Source organism: Pseudomonas sp. GW821-FHT09E12 (assembly GCF_059416085.1).
Window position 1 is genome coordinate 401,181 of sequence record NZ_JBWKOM010000001.1, and the last position, 18,642, is coordinate 419,822.

9 protein-coding genes and 1 pseudogene are annotated in these 18,642 nt (G+C 63.2%); 9 read left to right on the forward strand and 1 reads right to left on the reverse strand.

What is annotated here, in order from left to right; all coding sequences use genetic code 11:
• The first annotated feature begins 137 nt into the window (after positions 1-137).
• The 3 genes and pseudogenes from AC07PQ_RS01985 (at position 138) to AC07PQ_RS01995 (ending at position 1,087) form a co-directional block, all read left to right on the forward strand.
• A complete protein-coding gene (locus tag AC07PQ_RS01985) occupies positions 138-260 on the forward strand; it encodes a hypothetical protein (protein ID WP_493184608.1) in 123 nt (40 codons plus the stop codon).
• 140 nt (positions 261-400) lie between these two features.
• Positions 401-654 (forward strand): annotated as a pseudogene (locus AC07PQ_RS01990) (immunity protein Imm33 domain-containing protein).
• A gap of 52 nt (positions 655-706) precedes the next feature.
• A complete protein-coding gene (locus AC07PQ_RS01995; protein WP_493184607.1) occupies positions 707-1,087 on the forward strand; it encodes a c-type cytochrome in 381 nt (126 codons plus the stop codon).
• Between the two features lie 75 nt (positions 1,088-1,162).
• Here AC07PQ_RS01995 and AC07PQ_RS02000 read toward each other — a convergent pair whose 3' ends face one another.
• On the reverse strand, positions 1,163-2,179 hold the full coding sequence (locus tag AC07PQ_RS02000; protein ID WP_493184606.1) for a GlxA family transcriptional regulator: 1,017 nt from the start codon (positions 2,177-2,179) through the stop codon (positions 1,163-1,165).
• A gap of 428 nt (positions 2,180-2,607) precedes the next feature.
• Between AC07PQ_RS02000 and AC07PQ_RS02005 the strand changes: the two genes are divergently transcribed.
• From AC07PQ_RS02005 to AC07PQ_RS02030, 6 genes are all read left to right on the forward strand, one after another.
• Positions 2,608-4,362 (forward strand): dipeptidase, encoded by a 1,755-nt coding sequence (locus AC07PQ_RS02005; RefSeq protein WP_493184605.1) that lies wholly within the window; start codon positions 2,608-2,610, stop codon positions 4,360-4,362.
• A 318-nt stretch (positions 4,363-4,680) separates the two neighbouring features.
• Positions 4,681-5,187, forward strand: a complete 507-nt coding sequence (locus tag AC07PQ_RS02010) for a hypothetical protein (RefSeq protein WP_007923402.1) — start codon at positions 4,681-4,683, stop codon at positions 5,185-5,187.
• Positions 5,188-5,358: 171 nt separating this feature from the next.
• Positions 5,359-5,823 carry a VOC family protein gene (locus tag AC07PQ_RS02015; RefSeq protein ID WP_493184604.1) on the forward strand — a complete coding sequence of 155 codons (465 nt, stop codon included), beginning with the start codon at positions 5,359-5,361 and terminating at the stop codon, positions 5,821-5,823.
• Between the two features lie 172 nt (positions 5,824-5,995).
• Entirely contained in the window at positions 5,996-10,660 is a 4,665-nt protein-coding gene (locus tag AC07PQ_RS02020) for a T1SS-143 repeat domain-containing protein (protein ID WP_493184603.1), read from the forward strand.
• Positions 10,661-10,933: 273 nt separating this feature from the next.
• Positions 10,934-13,762, forward strand: a complete 2,829-nt coding sequence (locus tag AC07PQ_RS02025; protein WP_493184602.1) for a DUF5801 repeats-in-toxin domain-containing protein — start codon at positions 10,934-10,936, stop codon at positions 13,760-13,762.
• Between the two features lie 272 nt (positions 13,763-14,034).
• Positions 14,035-18,624 (forward strand): T1SS-143 repeat domain-containing protein, encoded by a 4,590-nt coding sequence (locus AC07PQ_RS02030; protein WP_493184601.1) that lies wholly within the window; start codon positions 14,035-14,037, stop codon positions 18,622-18,624.
• The last annotated feature ends 18 nt before the right edge of the window (positions 18,625-18,642 follow it).

Genomic DNA, 18,642 nt, shown 5'->3' on the forward strand with positions numbered 1-18,642 from the left:
CGATCGCCATTCACGCGCCTGCCCGGTCTTCCACCGGCGGCGTGCACCCATTTATGCATCGAAGCGTCCGCAAGACCCGGCCGGCAACGCCCGGCGGTCAGCACGGACGCTTCCAGCCACACAGGAAACCTGTCGCCATGACCGCTACTTCTCACGCCGAATCGCCCGACCCCCGACACACCTGGGGCGCCGTGCTGGCGGTACTGGCCGCCCGCGCCGCCACGCGCAAGCCTTTCATGGCAGCGAACATGGCGGCGTGAGCGGTGGTGGGCGCGACAGCACAGGGCCGGGTGTCAGCGCGCGCTGTCGATAATCTGGCCGCCGTCAGGCGCTGAATAAGGCTTTCCACCAGAAAGACATCTGTAAAAAATACGGACTGCCCGTACTTCCTCCAGACGAAATGGTCGCCATCGCGATTGCCACTCTGGGCAAGTCACCTATTTATGGCGCACGCATTTCGCTGCCGGAGGGGGGAATATCAGTTGGTTTATTCACTGCGGAGAACATTCGAACGCTGATGATTTTTATCAAGCGGTTCACACTGAACATCTCAGTGAAATGCTGCCACAGGTGATGAATTACCTTTGCCTGCCCGCTGGCGCCAAGTTCATCATCGACAACCAAGGCTACGAAGATGTCTGGATGGAAGGCTGACAAGCGTTTGCCCTCGATTCAGGCTGATTGACACGACAAGGACGTATGGAAAATGAAAGTAAAGGTATTGCTCATCGCTTCGCTAGGCGTTCTATCGCTCACTCAAACATCACTGTCCTTCGCGGATAACAATGGGAAAAACCTCTATTCGCAGCGATGTGCCGTGTGCCACGGAGCAGATATCAAAGGAAGCGGACCACTGGCCAATAAAAGCAACCCTCCAACACCTGACCTTACAACACCCACTTTCAAGAAACGGCTCAACGATTATCCGGGCGTTATCGTGTCATCGATAATACTTCGCCCAAATGGCGACTTGATTCCAAGAACCTTGCGAGAGAATGGCGTAAAGATACCGCCGCACGCCTGGAGCATTAAGGACCTGCGCGATTTGAATCAATACATGAACGGTGTGATTTCAAAAAATCGATGACTCAGCGAAAAGCTGATGAAATATGAGATGGGCGACATGCCCCCCTCATTTGGCTGCCGGGTAAATCGCCCGCGATCATTTCACCAGGCGCTTTTCCTTCGACGGCCGATAGCCGAAATACGAGCTGTAGCACTTGCTGAAATGGCTCGGCGAGACGAAGCCGCAGGCCACCAGCACCTCGACCTGGGACAGTTCGGTGTGCTGCAGCAATCGACGCGCTTCGGTGATGCGCAATTCCAGGTAGTAGCGCTGCGGGGTGGTGCCCAGTTGCTCCTTGAACAAGCGCTCGATCTGCCGCCGGGAACGCCCGGCATACTCCGCCAGCTGGTCCATTTGCAGCGGTTCCTCGAGGTTGGCGTCCATCAGGTTGACCACCTCACGCAAGGGCGCGCTCAACGACACATGCATCGTCGGCTTGATGCGCCGGTAGCGGGATTCCTCGAACGACAGGATGTCCTCGATGCCCTCGACCAGCGCCTTGCCGTGCAGCCCCTTGATCCATTCCAGGGCCATATGGAAGGCGCCGGCGGGACTGGACGCCGTGAGCCGGTCGCGGTCCACCACAAAGGCCTCGCTGGTGACATGGGTGACCTTGGAAATCTCCGCCAGCGCGGGACGATGCTCCGGGTGGATCGCACAACGGTAGCCTTCAAGCAGCCCCGCAACGCCGAGGAACCAGGCCCCGTTCCACAACCCGGCCAGGGTGATGCCCAGCTCGGCGGCGGTTTTCAGCAGGCTGCTCAGCCGGGGATCGGCCTTGAGCTCCGTGCGATAGCCGCCGCAGATCACCAGCAGGTCGAGGTCCTTGAGCGCCACCGGGGTCAGGCGCGCATCGGGGCGGATCACCAGCCCGAGGTCGCTGGTGACCTCGCCGTCCTGCAAGCCGAAGGTCGTTGAGGAGAACAAGGCGGGACGCAGCAGGTTGGCAGTGACGATGGTATCCAGGGCCTGGGTGAAGGCCGGCAACGAGAAGTGCTCGAGCAGCAGGAAGCCCGCCCGCACATGGGCCGCGGGCGCCACCCGCGCCTCTTCCAGGTAACGCAGGTTCTTGCCCTTCATGCCGCCACTGAAATCCCGTCGCTCAACCGCCATACACCCTCGCCTGTCTTACCCGACCCTATGCGGTTTCAGTGTAAATCACCGGAGAAACCCGGCACTGCCCACACCAAGAAACCTGCCCGGACGCCAGCGCCAACGCCGCCGCCGTGGCCTGCCGTGTCAACCTCGCAGGCGTTACCGGGCGACGGGATTCTACTGCCCCGCAGGCCCACAGGGACAGAAAATATCGGCCAGGACGCAGCCTGGAAAAACGGCCGCCAAGCCTCGAGTTTGAGCCTTGCGTGCCGGCTAAAAAGCAGCCGATCTGCCAGGCGCCCCAGGGCCGTTTTTTTTTCGTTTCTGCGCCGCTTTTGCATTTCTGTGCGACAGATCCCACTTCGGGGGCTCCCGTACCCTTCCCTTGTGGTGTTAGGTTGGGAGGTCAGATATTTCCTAACAATCTGCAAGGAACGCCTCCCGCAATGGATTTCTCCCTCAAGCAACTGGCCGCGGCCACCCTGGTGCTGGCCAGCCTGTCAGCCTTCACCACCGCCGCCCACGCCAACACCACCCCGCAGCAGAACGCGGCGATTCTCAAGAGCTTCGCCGATGCCTCGGTCACGGATTTCCGCCAGTTCCTCGGCACCTTGAGCAAAAATGAGGCGGCCAAGAGCGAGGTGGTCAAAGAAGCCAACCTCGGCCCGGCCATCAATGCCTTCCTCGACAACAAGGCGCTTTCCGCCGAGCAGCAGAACGAGATCCATCGCCTGCTGGGCCTGTATGCGCGGGTGAAGTACGGCAAGGCCGCCACTGAGACCCTGCGCGAGCTGGTGGCGATCCCCACCGTGCACGTCGATGGCGTGCCGCAGCACGAGAACCCCGAGTTCCTCAAGATCGCCGACAAAATCAAGGACCTGGCCCAGGCCTTCGACCTGAACTTTCGCAACATCGACAACCGCGTCTACGAGATCTCCCTGCAAGGCAGCGGCAAAGAAGTGGTGGGCATCCACGCCCATGCCGACGTGGTGCCGGTGACGCCGGAGAACTGGGTGCTGCAGGACGGCACCAAGCTCGACCCGTTCAAGGTCACCCTGGTCGGCGACCGCATGTACGGCCGCGGCACCGAGGACGACAAGAACGGCATAGTCGTGGCCCTGTACGCCATGAAGATCATCAAGGAAGAGAAGCTGCCCCTGGCGCGCAACTTCACGCTGTTGGTGGACACCACCGAGGAAACCAGCGGCGACGCGATTCCCTACTACTTCGAACGCAACCCGACGCCCAACTACAACCTGGCGCTGGACGGCGGCTACCCGGTGGTGATCGCCGAGAAAGGCTACGGCACCGTCATGGCCAGCTTCCCGCGGCGTGCCGCCGAGGGCAAAGGCGCGGAGATCGTCTCGATGACCGGCGGCCTGGCCACCAACCAGATCCCGGGCGCCTCGGTCGCCACCCTGGTGACCGACCAACCCGCGGAACTGGCGGCCAGCCTGCAGAAGGCCGGCAGCGAATACGCCAAGGCCCACGGCGGCGACTTCAGCGTGGCCGCCAAGGTCGCAGGCAAGGACGTCAAGCTGACGGTCACCGGCGTGTCCGCCCACTCCTCCGAGCCCGAGTCCGGGGTCAACCCGGTGGCGCGCATGCTCGACTTCATCAACGGCCTCGACGGCAAGGTCGCGCTCAAGCACAACCCGATCACCGACGCGGCGCGTTATGCCGCCGACAACTGGGGCCTGGACTACCTGGGCAACACGCTGGGGGTCGGTTTCGCCGATGACTTCATGGGCCCGCTGACCACCTCCCTGACCTATGTCGGCCAGGACGAAAAAGCCTTCAAGCTGGCGGTCAACCTGCGCGTGTCCAAGGGCAAGACCCCGGAGGTGTTGAAAAAGGAAATTGCCGACAAGCTGGCCGCCTGGAGCAAGCAGAACCAGGTCGCGGTGAACTTCGACTATTCGATCGCCGAGCCGATGTACCGCAACCCCGAGGGTGAATGGGTCAAGGCGCTGCTGGCGGTGGCCAGCGAAAACCTCGGCATGAAGCACGAGTTCGGCACCTCCGCCGGCGCCACCTCGGTGCATGAACTGCCCAACGGCGTGCAATTCGGCCTGGCCCGTCCCGAGGTCAAGTACACCGGCCACAACGACAACGAGTTCAAGACCGTCGAGCAGTTCCAGCTGGACCTGCAGATCGTCACCGAGATGTTCGGTCGCATCGGCCAGTTGCCGACACTCTGAGCCCTTGCGGACCCGCCGCCCTGGCGGGTCCACTCGTGCTGATCGGGTCGCGCCGCCATGGGCGACCTTCGCACGCCCTCCCCCGACCTGATCCATCCGGCGTTGGCGCAGCGCGCGCCCTGACAACCGCGCGCCGCCCCGGCCACGACACCGGTCATCGCGCCGCCATGGCGAGGTTCTTGTTAAGGCAAAAGAGCCGATCTATACCTCAACAGGCTATTTGCAACGGCGCAAACAACCCGGGCTTCGCCGCCTGCATGGCAAGCCAGGTATTCAACCAACCGGACAACTGGACAGTGGCATCACCAAGGAGCGGTCATGAGCGGAAAACTATTAGTCAAATGGGTCAACAGAACCGACCGGCACCCCAAGGGTGTCTGCGAGGCGGCCGTGATGAAGTGGCTGGCGGCGATCGACAACAACGGCCTGGTCCAGGCCATGAAGCTGACACCACAGCAATGCGACGACCTGCAGGATCAGGTGGAAGACGGCGAGACGTTCGTTTTTCTGCTGCCTCCCCTGCTGCTTCCCACCTCGAGCTTCTCCCCCTTCAACCCGGTGCCGACCACCGTGGATTCGCTGAAGGCCCTGAAGGCCGGGAACTTCCTCTTCGTTTCCGCCCAGGGCCAGAGTGTGACCGCCGGCGGGCATGCGATGGGCATCTACAAGAACACCACCAACCTGTTCTTCTTCGACCCCGAGTTCGGGATCTATGCCTATGACTTCAACAGCCAGGCGGACCTGGCTGAAGTCGTCAAGCGAACCCAGGGCTATGGGGAGGCGGCCTATTGCCCAGGCACCTTTACCCCACCGCCAAAACCTTGAGCCGAGGCTTCGAGCGTCCTGCGGCAAGGCTGTTTGGCTGCAGGGTCAGGTCTTGGGCATAAAAAAGGCCACTCTAGCGAGTGGCTTTTTTGTGCCCCCTGAGGCAGCAAATGGGTAGCCTACCTGGACCTGCGGCAAACGCATCGCATCTGGGAAATAAAGGAGAGCCCCTTGAAATTAAAGTTCAGCCACGTCGATGTGCTCGTCAAAGACCTCGAGCAAGCCTGTGGGTATTACGCCCGGGTCTTCAGCGCAAGGATTTCAAAGACCCTGGATTGGCAGCGCGACGGTCTGCAGGTGCGTTATGCGATCGTCAGGTTTGGCACGGAACGCCTGATGCTGGTGCAACCCTTTGCCGGCAATCTCAAGGCGCTGATGGACGCCAACGGCGAAGGCACGATCTACCGTCACTGCTATAGCACTCCGGACATCGAGGCCGCCTACGACGAGTTGCTGGCCGCGGGGGTGCAGCCGGAAGACGAGAACGGCACCCCCCTGTCGCGCGACAACCTCCAGTCCCCCAGCGGCACACGCATCCTCTGGCTACCGAAACGCTTCGGGCATTTCTCCATCGAGCTGCTTGAAGAGGCGGAGCTGGAGGCCTTCATCGAGGAAGCATTCGCCGAGGACAGGTAAGGCGACAGGCGCCAGCGCTCTCGCGTTTCTCCTGCCGTATAGGCTGAAACTCCCAGGCCGCCTGGGAGTATCGGCCAATGCGCAACCTCCTGCGCATCCCCATAGTTGTGACATCTGCCAGCAGAGGGGCCCAAGTGCGGCCCCAACGACTGGAACTGCCTAGGAGCATGTCATGACCACACCCCAATCCCCCACCACCGACCTGACCGCTGATACCTCTCCCGATCTGTACCCCGTCTTCCCCAGCGACGACACACTGACCCTCACCGCCCTGACGGATGGTGCTCCGCTCGTGGGAGCGACCGGCACCAACGTTGCCCTGGACGAAACCAGCGGGTTGCAGAACGCCACGGCCACGGCCAGCCCAACGGGGGATGCCGACGACAATGACATCCTGCTGACCTCCCTGCCCTCGACCTTCGCCACCCGCTTGACCGCCCTCGGGGCCGGTACCGCAACGGACGCGGCCTTGAGTGGCTACACCGGTGCCGTGGGCGACACCGGCAGCAATGCCTTCACCCTCAACCTGGCGCCCGGCGCGATCAATGTCGATATCAGCTTCACCGACAGCCTGGGCGCGGCGCTCAATGGCCTGGACAGCGGGCTGGATACCCTCGATGGCATCGACATCCTGCTGTATACCGATACCAACAACAACATCCTGCTGGGCCGGGCCGGAGGCCCTGCCGGCGCGATCGTGTTCGCCGCCTATATCGAGGAAACCGGGTCGCCGCTGTCGGGCGGCAAGATCTGGACCGTGGAATACCAGCCGCTCAAGCATCCGGACGCCAACAACCCGGACGATGCCCTCAACCTGCTGAACAAGGTGTTTATCGGCGCCAGCCAGGACCTGACGTTCAACCTGGCCAATGCGCCGTCCGGGCAGAACCTGTTCCTGATGTTCACCAAGGCCAGCCCGACGGTGGTCAACGACGGCGGCGTATTGCGGATCAGCGACCCGACGATCATCGCCACCGGCAAGGACCCCGCCGACCAGTCATCGGGCGTCAACATCAGCACCGGCGATACCATCAACACCAGCCAGGCCGGTGGCCCGACCACCTTCGGCACCAACAGCCAGATGATCACGGAACAGGAAGGCATCCGTTTTACCTTCGTCACCGGCGCCCGGCAGGACATGACCATTCCCAACCTGGATCAGAACGAAGCCGATGTCGAAGCCAACATCGACTTCACCGCGATGTTTAATGCCAAGGCGGCCAATTTCGATATCGTGCAGCTGCAAAGCGGCAAGAGTGCGGTAGTCAAGATCAGTGCCTTCAACACCGCGGTTGAAAGTGGCGCGAGTTTCGTCAATGGCTATGCGAACGATACGTCGGTGGCCATTACCAATGTTCGTGTGATCAACAACGCCACGGGACAAGTGATCGAAAACTCGGACGGCTCGGTGAATGACACGAGCATCCTCATCAGCTTTGCCAGCGGCGTGGCCACCGTCACCGGCATCAAGGCCGGCTACAAGATCGAATACACCACCACCTCGGACCACAACCGCGTACTGATCGAGAACGGCGCCGCCCTGGACGCCAAGGGCAATACCCACGCCGACTTCGATATCGGTGGCTTCACCCTGCGCCAAGCCTCCACCACGACCGCCGAAATCGGCTCGCATATGCTCTTCGAGGACGATGGTCCGGCAGCGGCCGGAACCGCCGTGGCGGGCACCGTCGACGAGGACGGCCTGGCCAGCGGTGTGGCCGGCGGTGTCGGTGACGTGGCCGGCGAGGCCACCGTGGCCAGCGGCAGCGTCGCCGGGATCTTCCAGCCCGGCGTCGATGTGCCACTGAGCTATTCCTTATCCACCGACACCAGCGGCCTGCCGGCCCTGACGTCCGGCGGGGTGGCGCTGGTCTACAGCGTGGTCGGCAATACCCTGACCGCCAAGGCCGGCGCCGTCGATGTGTTCACCTTCAGCCTCAGCACGGCAGGCGCCTACAGCTTTACCCTGCTCAAGCCGCTGGATCACGCCGCCGGCAACGACGAGAACGACATCACGATCAACCTGGGCTCGTTGTTGCGGGCCACCGACAAGGACGGCGATACGGTCACCGCGGCGGCCGAGAAACTGGTGATCACCGTCGATGACGATACCCCCACAGCGACCGGGACCGCCGTGACCGGCACCGTCGACGAGGACGGCCTGGCCAATGGCATCGCCGGCGGGGTCGGGGATGTGGCGGGGCAGGCCACCAATGCCAGCGGCAGCGTCACCGGTATCTTCCAGTCCGGGGCCGACGTGCCGCTGAGTTATACCCTGTTGAGCGATACCAGCGGTCTGCCAGCCCTGACGTCTGGCGGAGTGGCGCTGGTGTATAGCGTTGCCGGGGACACCCTCACCGCCAAGGCCGGCGCCGTCGATGTGTTCACCTTCAGCCTCAGCGCCGCCGGTGCCTACAGCTTCACCCTGCTCAAGCCTCTGGATCACGCGGCCGGCAATAACGAGAACGACATCACGATCAACCTGGGCTCGTTGTTGCGGGCCACCGACAAGGACGGTGACGCGGTAACGGCCGCGGCCGAGAAGCTGGTGATCATCGTCGATGACGATACGCCCACCGCAACCGGGACCGCCGTGACCGGCACCGTCGACGAGGACGGCCTGGCCAATGGCATCGCCGGTGGTGTCGGGGATGTGGCGGGTCAGGCCACCAATGCCAGCGGCAGCGTCACCGGTATCTTCCAGTCCGGGGCCGACGTGCCACTGACCTATTCCCTGTCGAGTAATACCAGCGGCCTGCCGGCCCTGACTTCCGGCGCAGTGGCATTGGTCTATAGCGTCGTCGGCGACACCCTGACCGCCAAGGCCGGCGCCGTCGATGTATTCACCTTCAGCCTCAGCACAGCGGGTGCCTACAGCTTCACCCTGCTCAAGCCGCTGGATCACCCCGCAGGCAATAACGAAAACGACATCACCCTCAACCTCGGCACGCTGTTGCAAGCCACGGATAAAGATGGCGACACGGTGACGGCCGCGGCCGAGAAGCTGGTGATTACCGTCGATGACGACACACCCACAGCGACCGGGACCGCCGCGGCCGGCACCGTCGACGAGGACGGCCTGGCCAATGGCATCGCCGGTGGGGTCGGGGATGTGGCGGGTCAGGCAACTGTCGCCAGCGGCAGCGTGAGCGGGATCTTCCAGTCGGGGGCCGACGTGCCGCTGAGCTATTCCCTGTCGAGCAACACCAGCGGCTTGCCAGCCCTGAGCTCCGGCGGGGTGGCACTGACCTACAGCGTCCTGGGCAATACCCTGACCGCCAAGGCCGGCGTGACGGATGTGTTCACCCTCAGCCTGACGGTAGCGGGTGCCTACACCTTCACCCTGCTCAAGCCTCTGGATCACGCGGCCGGCAATGACGAGAACGACCTTACCCTCAACCTCGGCACACTATTACAGGCCACCGACAAGGATGGCGACACAGTGACCGCCGCGGCCGACAAACTGGTGATCACCGTCGATGACGACACCCCGACCCTGGCCTTCGGCAACCTGATCGGCACGGGTACCGACCATGCGCAACAAGGTTACTGGAGCATCGGATCCGGTGCCGACGGACTAGGGGCGGCCGGCCTGGATATTTCCCTGGTGAACGGCCAGTTCACCCTGGTCCGGCCGGACGATACGACCACCACCGGCACCGGTACGCTGGTCGAGCAGTCGCCTTCGCCGGATGGCAATGGCGCCTACCAGTTCGCCGGCACCCTGACCGGTGACTTCGACAACAACGCGGCCACGGCCAACACCACCGTCCACTACACCCTGACCGCCAACGCCAACGGCACCTATGCCCTGGACCTGCAGGAAGGCTTCCGCTCGACCGTGATCCTCAGCAGTGCCGACGGCTCGCTGGATGCCGGTGGTCCGGACCCGGTACGCACGCTGACCATCGGCACCGAGCATGTGGTGTTCTTCGGTGCCAACCCGCTGGCGCCGCAGACCGGTCCGAACAGCATCCTCACCGGCATCGGGCTTGGCGCGCCCGACCCTACCGAAGCGCAGTTGCAGACCAATCCCCTGCCGTCCTACATCGGCTCGGCGGCCATGAACGTCAGCACCTCCGGCATCGGTATCGCCAACAACAACCTGGAGGGCAACACCACGGCGGGCATCAACGCCGGTGACGAGAGTTTCGTGATCAACCCCGAGACGCTGCTGACGGCCATGAAGGTCTTTATCGACAACTCGGTACAAGGCTACGACCCGGCCACCGAAGAGCTGTACTACACGATCTACTACGACAACGGCACGACCTCGGGCGCGCCCATCAAGGTGCTGGCCGCCGACCTGCACGCGGAGGCGGGAGGACAGAAGTCCTTCCTCGTGGAGTGGGACGATTCCCACCTGATCGATGCGGTCCAGCTCACCATGGGCAAGGGTACGATCAAGATCCCGGTGATCCAGTTCATTCAGGAGACCCAGAACCTGGCCAGCGATATCCAGCTGTCGTTCAACGCCACGACGACGGACAAGGATGGGGATACGGCCACCAGCGCGTTCGACGCCAACCTGTTCGCCAACGACCCGAGCGACCAGGCCTTCGACTTCAGGCTGGTGGGTACCACGGGTGAGCGGGATGCCTTCAACATCGACCTGTCGGTGGCCGAGAACCTGTACCAGGTCACAGGCTTCGATGCCGGAGCCGGCCAGCGCGATGCGGTGGTGCTCATTGGTGACGCGGGCGCCACTGTGCAGTCGATCAACAATGCCGGCGCCGACAGCATCGTGACGATTGCCGAGACCGGCGGACAGATAACCACCATTACCCTGGTCGGGGTCGATCTGCTCAATACCGACATTGTGATGGGCAGCGTCTGAAACCTCGCGCGTGCGAATGAAAGCGAGGGTGGCCTGGAAACCACCCTCGCTTTTTTTGCCGCGCCTAACGCTCAAGCGGCCCAAGGTTTGAAGAGCACCTCATGGACCGGCGCCTTCGCCTCCCCCGTTTCCCTCCCAGATAGGCTGAAACTCCCAGACCGCCTGGGAGTATCGGCCAATGCGCAACCTCCTGTGCATCCCCATAGTTGTGACATCTGCCAGCAGAGGGGCCCAGGTGCGGCCCCAACGACTGGAACTGCCTAGGAGCCTGTCATGACCACACCCCAATCCCCCACCACCGACCTGACCGCTGATACCTCTACCGATCTGTACCCCGTCTTCCCCAGCGACGACACACTGACCCTCACCGCCCTGGCGGATGGCGCTCCGCTCGTGGGAGCGACCGGCACCAACGTTGCCCTGGACGAAACCAGCGGATTGCAGAACGCCACGGCCACGGCCAGCCCAACGGGGGATGCCGACGACAATGACATCCTGCTGACCTCCCTGCCCTCGACCTTCGCCACCCGCTTGACCGCCCTCGGGGCCGGTACCGCAACGGACGCGGCCTTGAGTGGCTACACCGGTGCCGTGGGCGACACCGGCAGCAATGCCTTCACCCTCAACCTGGCGCCCGGCGCGATCAATGTCGATATCAGCTTCACCGACAGCCTGGGCGCGGCGCTCAATGGCCTGGACAGCGGGCTGGATACCCTCGATGGCATCGACATCCTGCTGTATACCGATACCAATAACAACATCCTGCTGGGCCGGGCCGGAGGCCCTGCCGGCGCGATCGTGTTCGCCGCCTATATCGAGGAAACCGGGTCGCCGCTGTCGGGCGGCAAGATCTGGACCGTGGAATACCAGCCGCTCAAGCATCCGGACGCCAACAATCCGGACGATGCCCTCAACCTGCTGAACAAGGTGTTTATCGGCGCCAGCCAGGACCTGACGTTCAACCTGGCCAATGCGCCGTCCGGGCAGAACCTGTTCCTGATGTTCACCAAGGCCAGCCCGACGGTGGTCAACGACGGCGGCGTATTGCGGATCAGCGACCCGACGATCATCGCCACCGGCAAAGACCCCGCCGACCAGTCATCGGGCGTCAACATCAGCACCGGCGACACCATCAACACCAGCCAGGCCGGTGGCCCGACCACCTTCGGCACCAACAGCCAGATGATCACGGAACAGGAAGGCATCCGTTTTACCTTCGTCACCGGCGCCCGGCAGGACATGACCATTCCCAACCTGGATCAGAACGAAGCCGATGTCGAAGCCAACATCGACTTCACCGCGATGTTTAATGCCAAGGCGGCCAATTTCGATATCGTGCAGCTGCAAAGCGGCAAGAGTGCGGTGGTCAAGATCAGTGCCTTCAACACCGCAGTTGAAAGTGGTGCGAGTTTCGTCAATGGCTATGCGAACGATACGTCGGTGGCCATCACCAATGTTCGCGTGATCAACATCGCCACGGGACAAGTGATCGAAAACTCGGACGGCTCGGTGAATGACACGAGCATCCTCATCAGCTTTGCCAGCGGCGTGGCCACGGTCACCGGCATCAAGGCCGGCTACCAGATCGAATACACCACGGCCGCGGACCACAACCGCGTCCTGATCGAGAACGGCGCCGCCCTGGACGCCAAGGGCAATACCCACGCCGACTTCGATATCGGTGGCTTCACCCTGCGCCAAGCCTCCACCACGACCGCCGAAATCGGCTCGCATATGATCTTCGAGGACGATGGGCCGACCCTCGCCTTCGGCAACCTGATCGGCACCGGGACCCAATTGGCGCAACAAGGCTACTGGAACATGGGGGCTGGCGCCGACGGGCTGGATGCCAATGGCCTGGATATCTCGCTGGTGAACGACCAGTTCACCCTGGTCCGGCCGGATAACACCACCACCACCGGCACCGGTACGCTGGTCGAGCAGTCGCCTTCGCCGGATGGCAATGGCGCCTATCAGTTCGCCGGCACCCTGACCGGTGACTTCGACAACAACGCGGCCACCGCCGATACCACCGTCCACTACACCCTGAGCGCCTATGCCAACGGCACCTATGCCCTGGACCTGGAAGAGGGTTTCCGTTCGACCGTGGTCCTCAGCAGTGCCGACGGCTCGCTGGCTGCCGGCGGTCCGGACCCGGTGCGCACGCTAATGATAGGCAGCGAGGATGTAGTGTTCTTCGCCGCCAATCCGCTGGCACCGCAGACCGGCGATAACAGCATCCTGACCGGTATCGGGCTCGGCGCGCCCGACCCTACCGAAGCGCAGTTGCAGACCAACCCCCTGCCGTCGTTCATCGGCTCGTCGACCATGAACGTCAGCACCTCGGGCATCGGTGTCGCCAACAACAACCTGGAGGGCAACACCACCGCGGGTATCAATGCCGGCGACGAAAGTTTCGTGATCAACCCCGAGACCTTGTTGACCAGCATGAAGATCTTTATCGACAACTCGGTGCAGGGCTACAACCCGGCCACCGAAGAGCTGTACTACACGATCTACTACGACAACGGCACGACCTCGGGCACGCCCATCAAGGTGCAAGCCGCCGACCTGCACGTAGAGGCGGGTGGCCAGAAATCCTTCACCGTCCAGTGGGACGGCAGCCATCTGATCGACGCCGTCCAGCTGACGATGGGACTGGGCACGGTCAAGATCCCGGTAATCCAGTTCATCAAGGAGACCCAGAGCCTGGCCAACGATATCCAGCTGTCGTTCAACGCCACGACGACGGACAAGGATGGGGATACGGCCACCAGCGCGTTCGACGCCAACCTGTTCGCCAACGACCCGAGCGACCAGGCCTTCGATTTCAGGCTGGTGGGCACCGCCGGTGAACGGGATGCCTTCAACATCGATCTGTCGGTGGCCGAAAACCAGTACCAGGTCACAGGCTTCGATGCGGGCGCAGGCCAGCGCGATGCGGTGGTGCTCATTGGTGACGCGGGCGCCACTGTGCAGTCGATCGACAATGCCGGCGCCGACAGCATCGTGACGATTGCCGAGACCGGCGGACAACTGACGACCATCACCCTGCTTGGGGTCGACCTGCTCAATACCGATATTGTAATGGCCAGCGTCTGAAACCTGGCGCATCAAACCCGTGCGAGGGTGGCCTGGAAACCGCCCTCGCTTTTTTCTGCCGCGCCGCACGCTCAAGCGGCCCAAGGTTTGAAGTGCACCTCATGGACCGGCGCCTTCGCCTCCCCCGCTTCCCTCCCAGATAGGCTGAAACTCCCAGGCTGCCTGGGAGTATCGGCCAATGCGCAACCTCCTGTGCGTCCCCATAGTTGTGACATCTGCCAGCAGAGGGCCCGGGTGCGGCCCCAGCGACTGGAACTGCCTAGGAGAATGTCATGACCACCCTGCAAGAAAACCTATCCCTCACGAGCGACCCGCTCGTGGTAGCGACCGGCGTCAACGTTGCGCTGGACGAAACCACCGGGCTGCAGAACGCCACCGCCACGCCAGCCCCTGCGGGAGACGCCGACGACAATGACATCCTGCTGGCCGCCCTGCCCTCGGCCTTCGCCACCCGGCTGACCGCCCTCGGCGCGGGTACCGCGACGGACGCCGCCTTGAGCGGCTATACCGGCGCCGTGGGCGACACCGGCAGCAATGCCTTCACCCTCAACCTGGCGCCCGATGCAATCAACGTCGACATCAGCTTCACCGATAGCCTGGGCGCTCCGCTCGATGGCCTGGACAGCGGCCTGGACACCCTCGATGGCATCGACATACTTCTGTATACCGATACCGACAACAACATCCTGCTGGGCCGGGCCGGAGGCCCTGACGGGGCGATCGTGTTCGCCGCCTATATCGAGGAAACCGGGTCGCCGCTGTCGGGCGGCAAGATCTGGACCGTGGAATACCAGCCGCTCAAGCACCCGGATGCCAGTAACCCGGACGATGCCCTCAACCTGCTGGACAAGGTGTTTATCGGCGCCAGCCAGGATCTGAAGTTCAGCCTGGCCAATGCCCCCTCCGGGCAGAACCTGTTCCTGATGTTCACCAAGGCCAACCCGACGGTGGTCGACGACGGCGGTGTACTGCGGATCAGCGACCCGACGATCATCGCCACCGGCAAGGACCCCGCCGACCAGTCGACGGGGGTCAACATCAATACCGGTGACACCATCAACACCAGCCAGGCCGGTGGCCCGACCACCTTCGGCACCAACAACCAGATGATCGTGGAACAGGAAGGCATTCGATTTACCTTTGTCACCGGCGCCCGGCAGGACGTGACCGTGCCCAACCTGGATCAGAACGAAGCGGACGTAGAAGCCAATATCGACTACACCGCGGTGTTTAATGCGACGACGGCCAGTTTCGATGTCGTGCAGCTGCAAAGCGGCAAGAGTGCGGTGGTCAAGATCAGTGCCTTCAGCACTGCGGTTGAAACCGGCGCGGACTTCGTCAACGGCTATGCGAACGATACGTCGGTGGCCATTACCAATGTTCGCGTGATCAACAACAGCACCGGGCTGGTGATCGAGAACTCCGACGGCTCGGTGAATGATCCGAGCATTGCCATCAGCTTCGATGGTGGAGTGGCCACCGTTACCGGCGTCAAGGCCGGCTACCAGATCGAATACACCACCAGCGCGGACCACAACCGCGTACTGGTCGAGAACGGCGCAGCGCTCGACGCCAGGGGCAATACCCATGCTGACTTCGACATCGGTGGTTTCACCCTGCGCCAAGCCTCCACCGCGACTGCCGAAATCGGCTCGAAAATGATCTTCGAGGACGATGGGCCGGCCGCAGCCGGAACCGCTGAGGCCGGCACCGTCGACGAAGACGGCCTGGCCAGTGGCATCGCCGGCGGTGTCGGCGACGTACCTGGCGAATCCACCAATGCCAGCGGCAGCGTGACGGGCATCTTCCAGTCCGGCGTCGATGTGCCGCTGAGCTATGCCTTGTCCACCGACACCAGCGGCCTGCCGGCGCTGACCTCCGGTGGTGTGGCGCTGGTGTACAGCGTGGTCGGCGACACCCTGACCGCCAAGGCCGGCGCGGTCGATGTGTTCACCTTCAGCCTCAGCGCCGCGGGCGCCTACAGCTTCACCCTGCTGCAGCCGCTGGATCATCCAGCCGGCAACGATGAGAACGACATCACGATCAATCTGGGTAGCCTGCTGCAGGCCACCGACAAGGATGGCGACACCGTGACTGCCGCGGCCGAGAAACTGGTGATCACCGTCGATGACGATACGCCAACCGCCACCGGGACCGCCGCGACCGGCACCGTCGATGAAGACGGCCTGGCCAACGGCATCGCCGGGGGTGTCGGTGATGTGGCGGGTGAATCCACCACGGCCAGCGGCAGCGTCACCGGTATCTTCCAGTCCGGGGCCGACGTACCGCTGAGCTATGCCCTGTCGAGCGATACCAGCGGCCTGCCGGCGCTGAGCTCCGGCGGGGTGGCGCTGGTGTACAGCGTGGTCGGCGACACCCTGACCGCCAAGGCGGGCGCCGTCGATGTGTTCACCTTCAGCCTCAGCGCCGCGGGTGCCTACAGCTTTACCTTGCTGCAACCGCTGGATCATCCAGCGGGCAACAACGAGAACGACATCACGATCAACCTCGGCACCTTGCTGCAAGCCACGGACAAGGACGGCGACACGGTAACGGCCGCCGCCGAGAAACTGGTGATTACCGTCGATGACGACACACCCACCGCAACCGGAACCGCCGAGGCCGGAACCGTCGATGAAGACGGATTGGCCAATGGTATTGCCGGTGGGGTCGGTGATGTGCCTGGCGAGATCACCACCGCTAGCGGCAGCGTCAGCGGGATCTTCCAGCCCGGTGCCGATGGACTGCTGAATTACGCCTTGTCGAGTGACACCAGCGGCCTGCCGGCCCTCAGTTCGGGCGGGGTGGCGCTGGTCTATAGCGTCGCCGGCGATACCCTGACGGCCAAGGCGGGTGCCGTCGATGTATTCACCTTCAGCCTCAGCGCCGCGGGTGCCTATAGCTTCAGCCTGCTGCAACCGCTGGATCATCCGGCCGGCAATGATGAAAACGACATCACCCTCAACCTCGGCACGCTGTTGCAAGCCACGGATAAAGATGGCGACACAGTGACGGCCGCGCCCGAGAAGCTGGTGATTACCGTCGATGACGACACACCCACCGCCAATGGCAGCGCCGAGACCGGCACCGTCGATGAGGACGGCCTGGCCAATGGTATCGCCGGAGGTGTCGGTGATGTGGCGGGCGAGTCCACCACCGCCAATGGCAGCGTGACCGGGATCTTCCAGTCCGGTGCCGATGTGCCGCTGAGCTATGCCCTGTCGAGCGATACCAGCGGCCTGCCGGCCCTGAGCTCGGGCGGGGTGGCGCTGACCTACAGCGTCCTGGGCGACACCCTGACGGCCAAGGCTGGCGCGGTCAATGTGTTCACCTTCAGCCTCAATGCCGTGGGGGCCTATGCCTTCACCCTGCTCCAGCCCCTGGATCACGCGGCAGGCAACGACGAGAACGACATCACCCTCAACCTGGGTACCTTGCTGCAAGCCACCGATAGGGACGGCGATACGGTGACCGCCGCGGCCGACAAGCTGGTGATCACCGTCGATGACGACACCCCGACCCTGGCCTTCGGCAACCTGATCGGCACCGGTACCCAGCTGGCGCAACAAGGCTACTGGGACATGGGGTCTGGTGCCGACGGGCTGGATGCCAACGGCCTGGACATTTCGCTGGTGAACGGCCAGTTCACCCTGGTCCGGCCGGACGACACGACCACCACCGGTACCGGTACGCTGGTCGAGCAGTCGCCGTCACCGGACGCCAATGGCGCGTATCAGTTCGCAGGCACCTTGACCGGTGACTTCGACAACAATGCGGCCACGGCGAATACCACCATCCACTACACCCTGAGCGCCTATGCCAACGGCACCTATGCCCTGGACCTGGAAGAAGGCTTCCGCTCGACCGTGGTCCTCAGCAGTGCCGATGGCTCGCTGGATGCCGGTGGCCCGGACCCGGTACGCACCCTGACCATCGGCAGCGAGCATGTGGTGTTCTTCGGCGCCAACCCGCTGGCGCCGCAAACCGGCGCGAACAGCATCCTCACCGGTATCGGGCTCGGGGCGCCCGACCCTACCGAAGCCCAGTTGCAGACCAACCCGCTGCCATCGTTCATCGGCTCCTCGGCCATGAACGTCAGCACCTCCGGCATCGGCATCGCCAACAACAACCTGGAGGGCAACAATACGGCGGGCATCAACGCCGGTGACGAAAGTTTCGTGGTCAACCCCGAGACGCTGCTGACGGCCATGAAGGTCTATATCGACAACTCGGTGCAAGGCTACAACCCGGCCACGGAAGAGCTGTACTACACGATCTACTACGACAACGGCACGACCTCGGGCGCGCCCATCAAGGTCCAGGCCGCCGACCTGCAGGCGGAAGCGGGAGGCCAGACCTCCTTCACCGTAGAGTGGGACGGCACCCACCTGATCGACGCCGTCCAGCTCACCATGGGCAAAGGTACGATCAAGGTTCCGACCATCGAGTTCATTCATGAGGTCCAGAGCCTGGCCAGCGATATCCAGCTGGCGTTCAACGCGACAGTGACGGACAAGGATGGCGACACGGCCACCAGCGCGTTCGACGCCAACCTGTTCGCCAACGACCCGGCCAACGCGCTTTTCGACTTCAGGCTGGTGGGCACCACGGGTGAGCGGGATGCCTTCAACATCGACCTGTCGGCCGCCGAGAACCAGTACCAGGTCACAGGCTTCGATGCGGGCGCCGGCCAGCGCGATGCCGTGGTGCTCATTGGCGACGCCGGGGCCGTTGTGCAGTCGGTCGACAATGCCGGCAGCGACAGCATCGTGACGGTGGCCGAAACGGGCGGACAGATCACCACCATTACCCTGGTCGGGGTCGACCTGCTCAATACCGACATTGTGATGGGCAGCGTCTGAAACCTCGCGCAGGCGAAT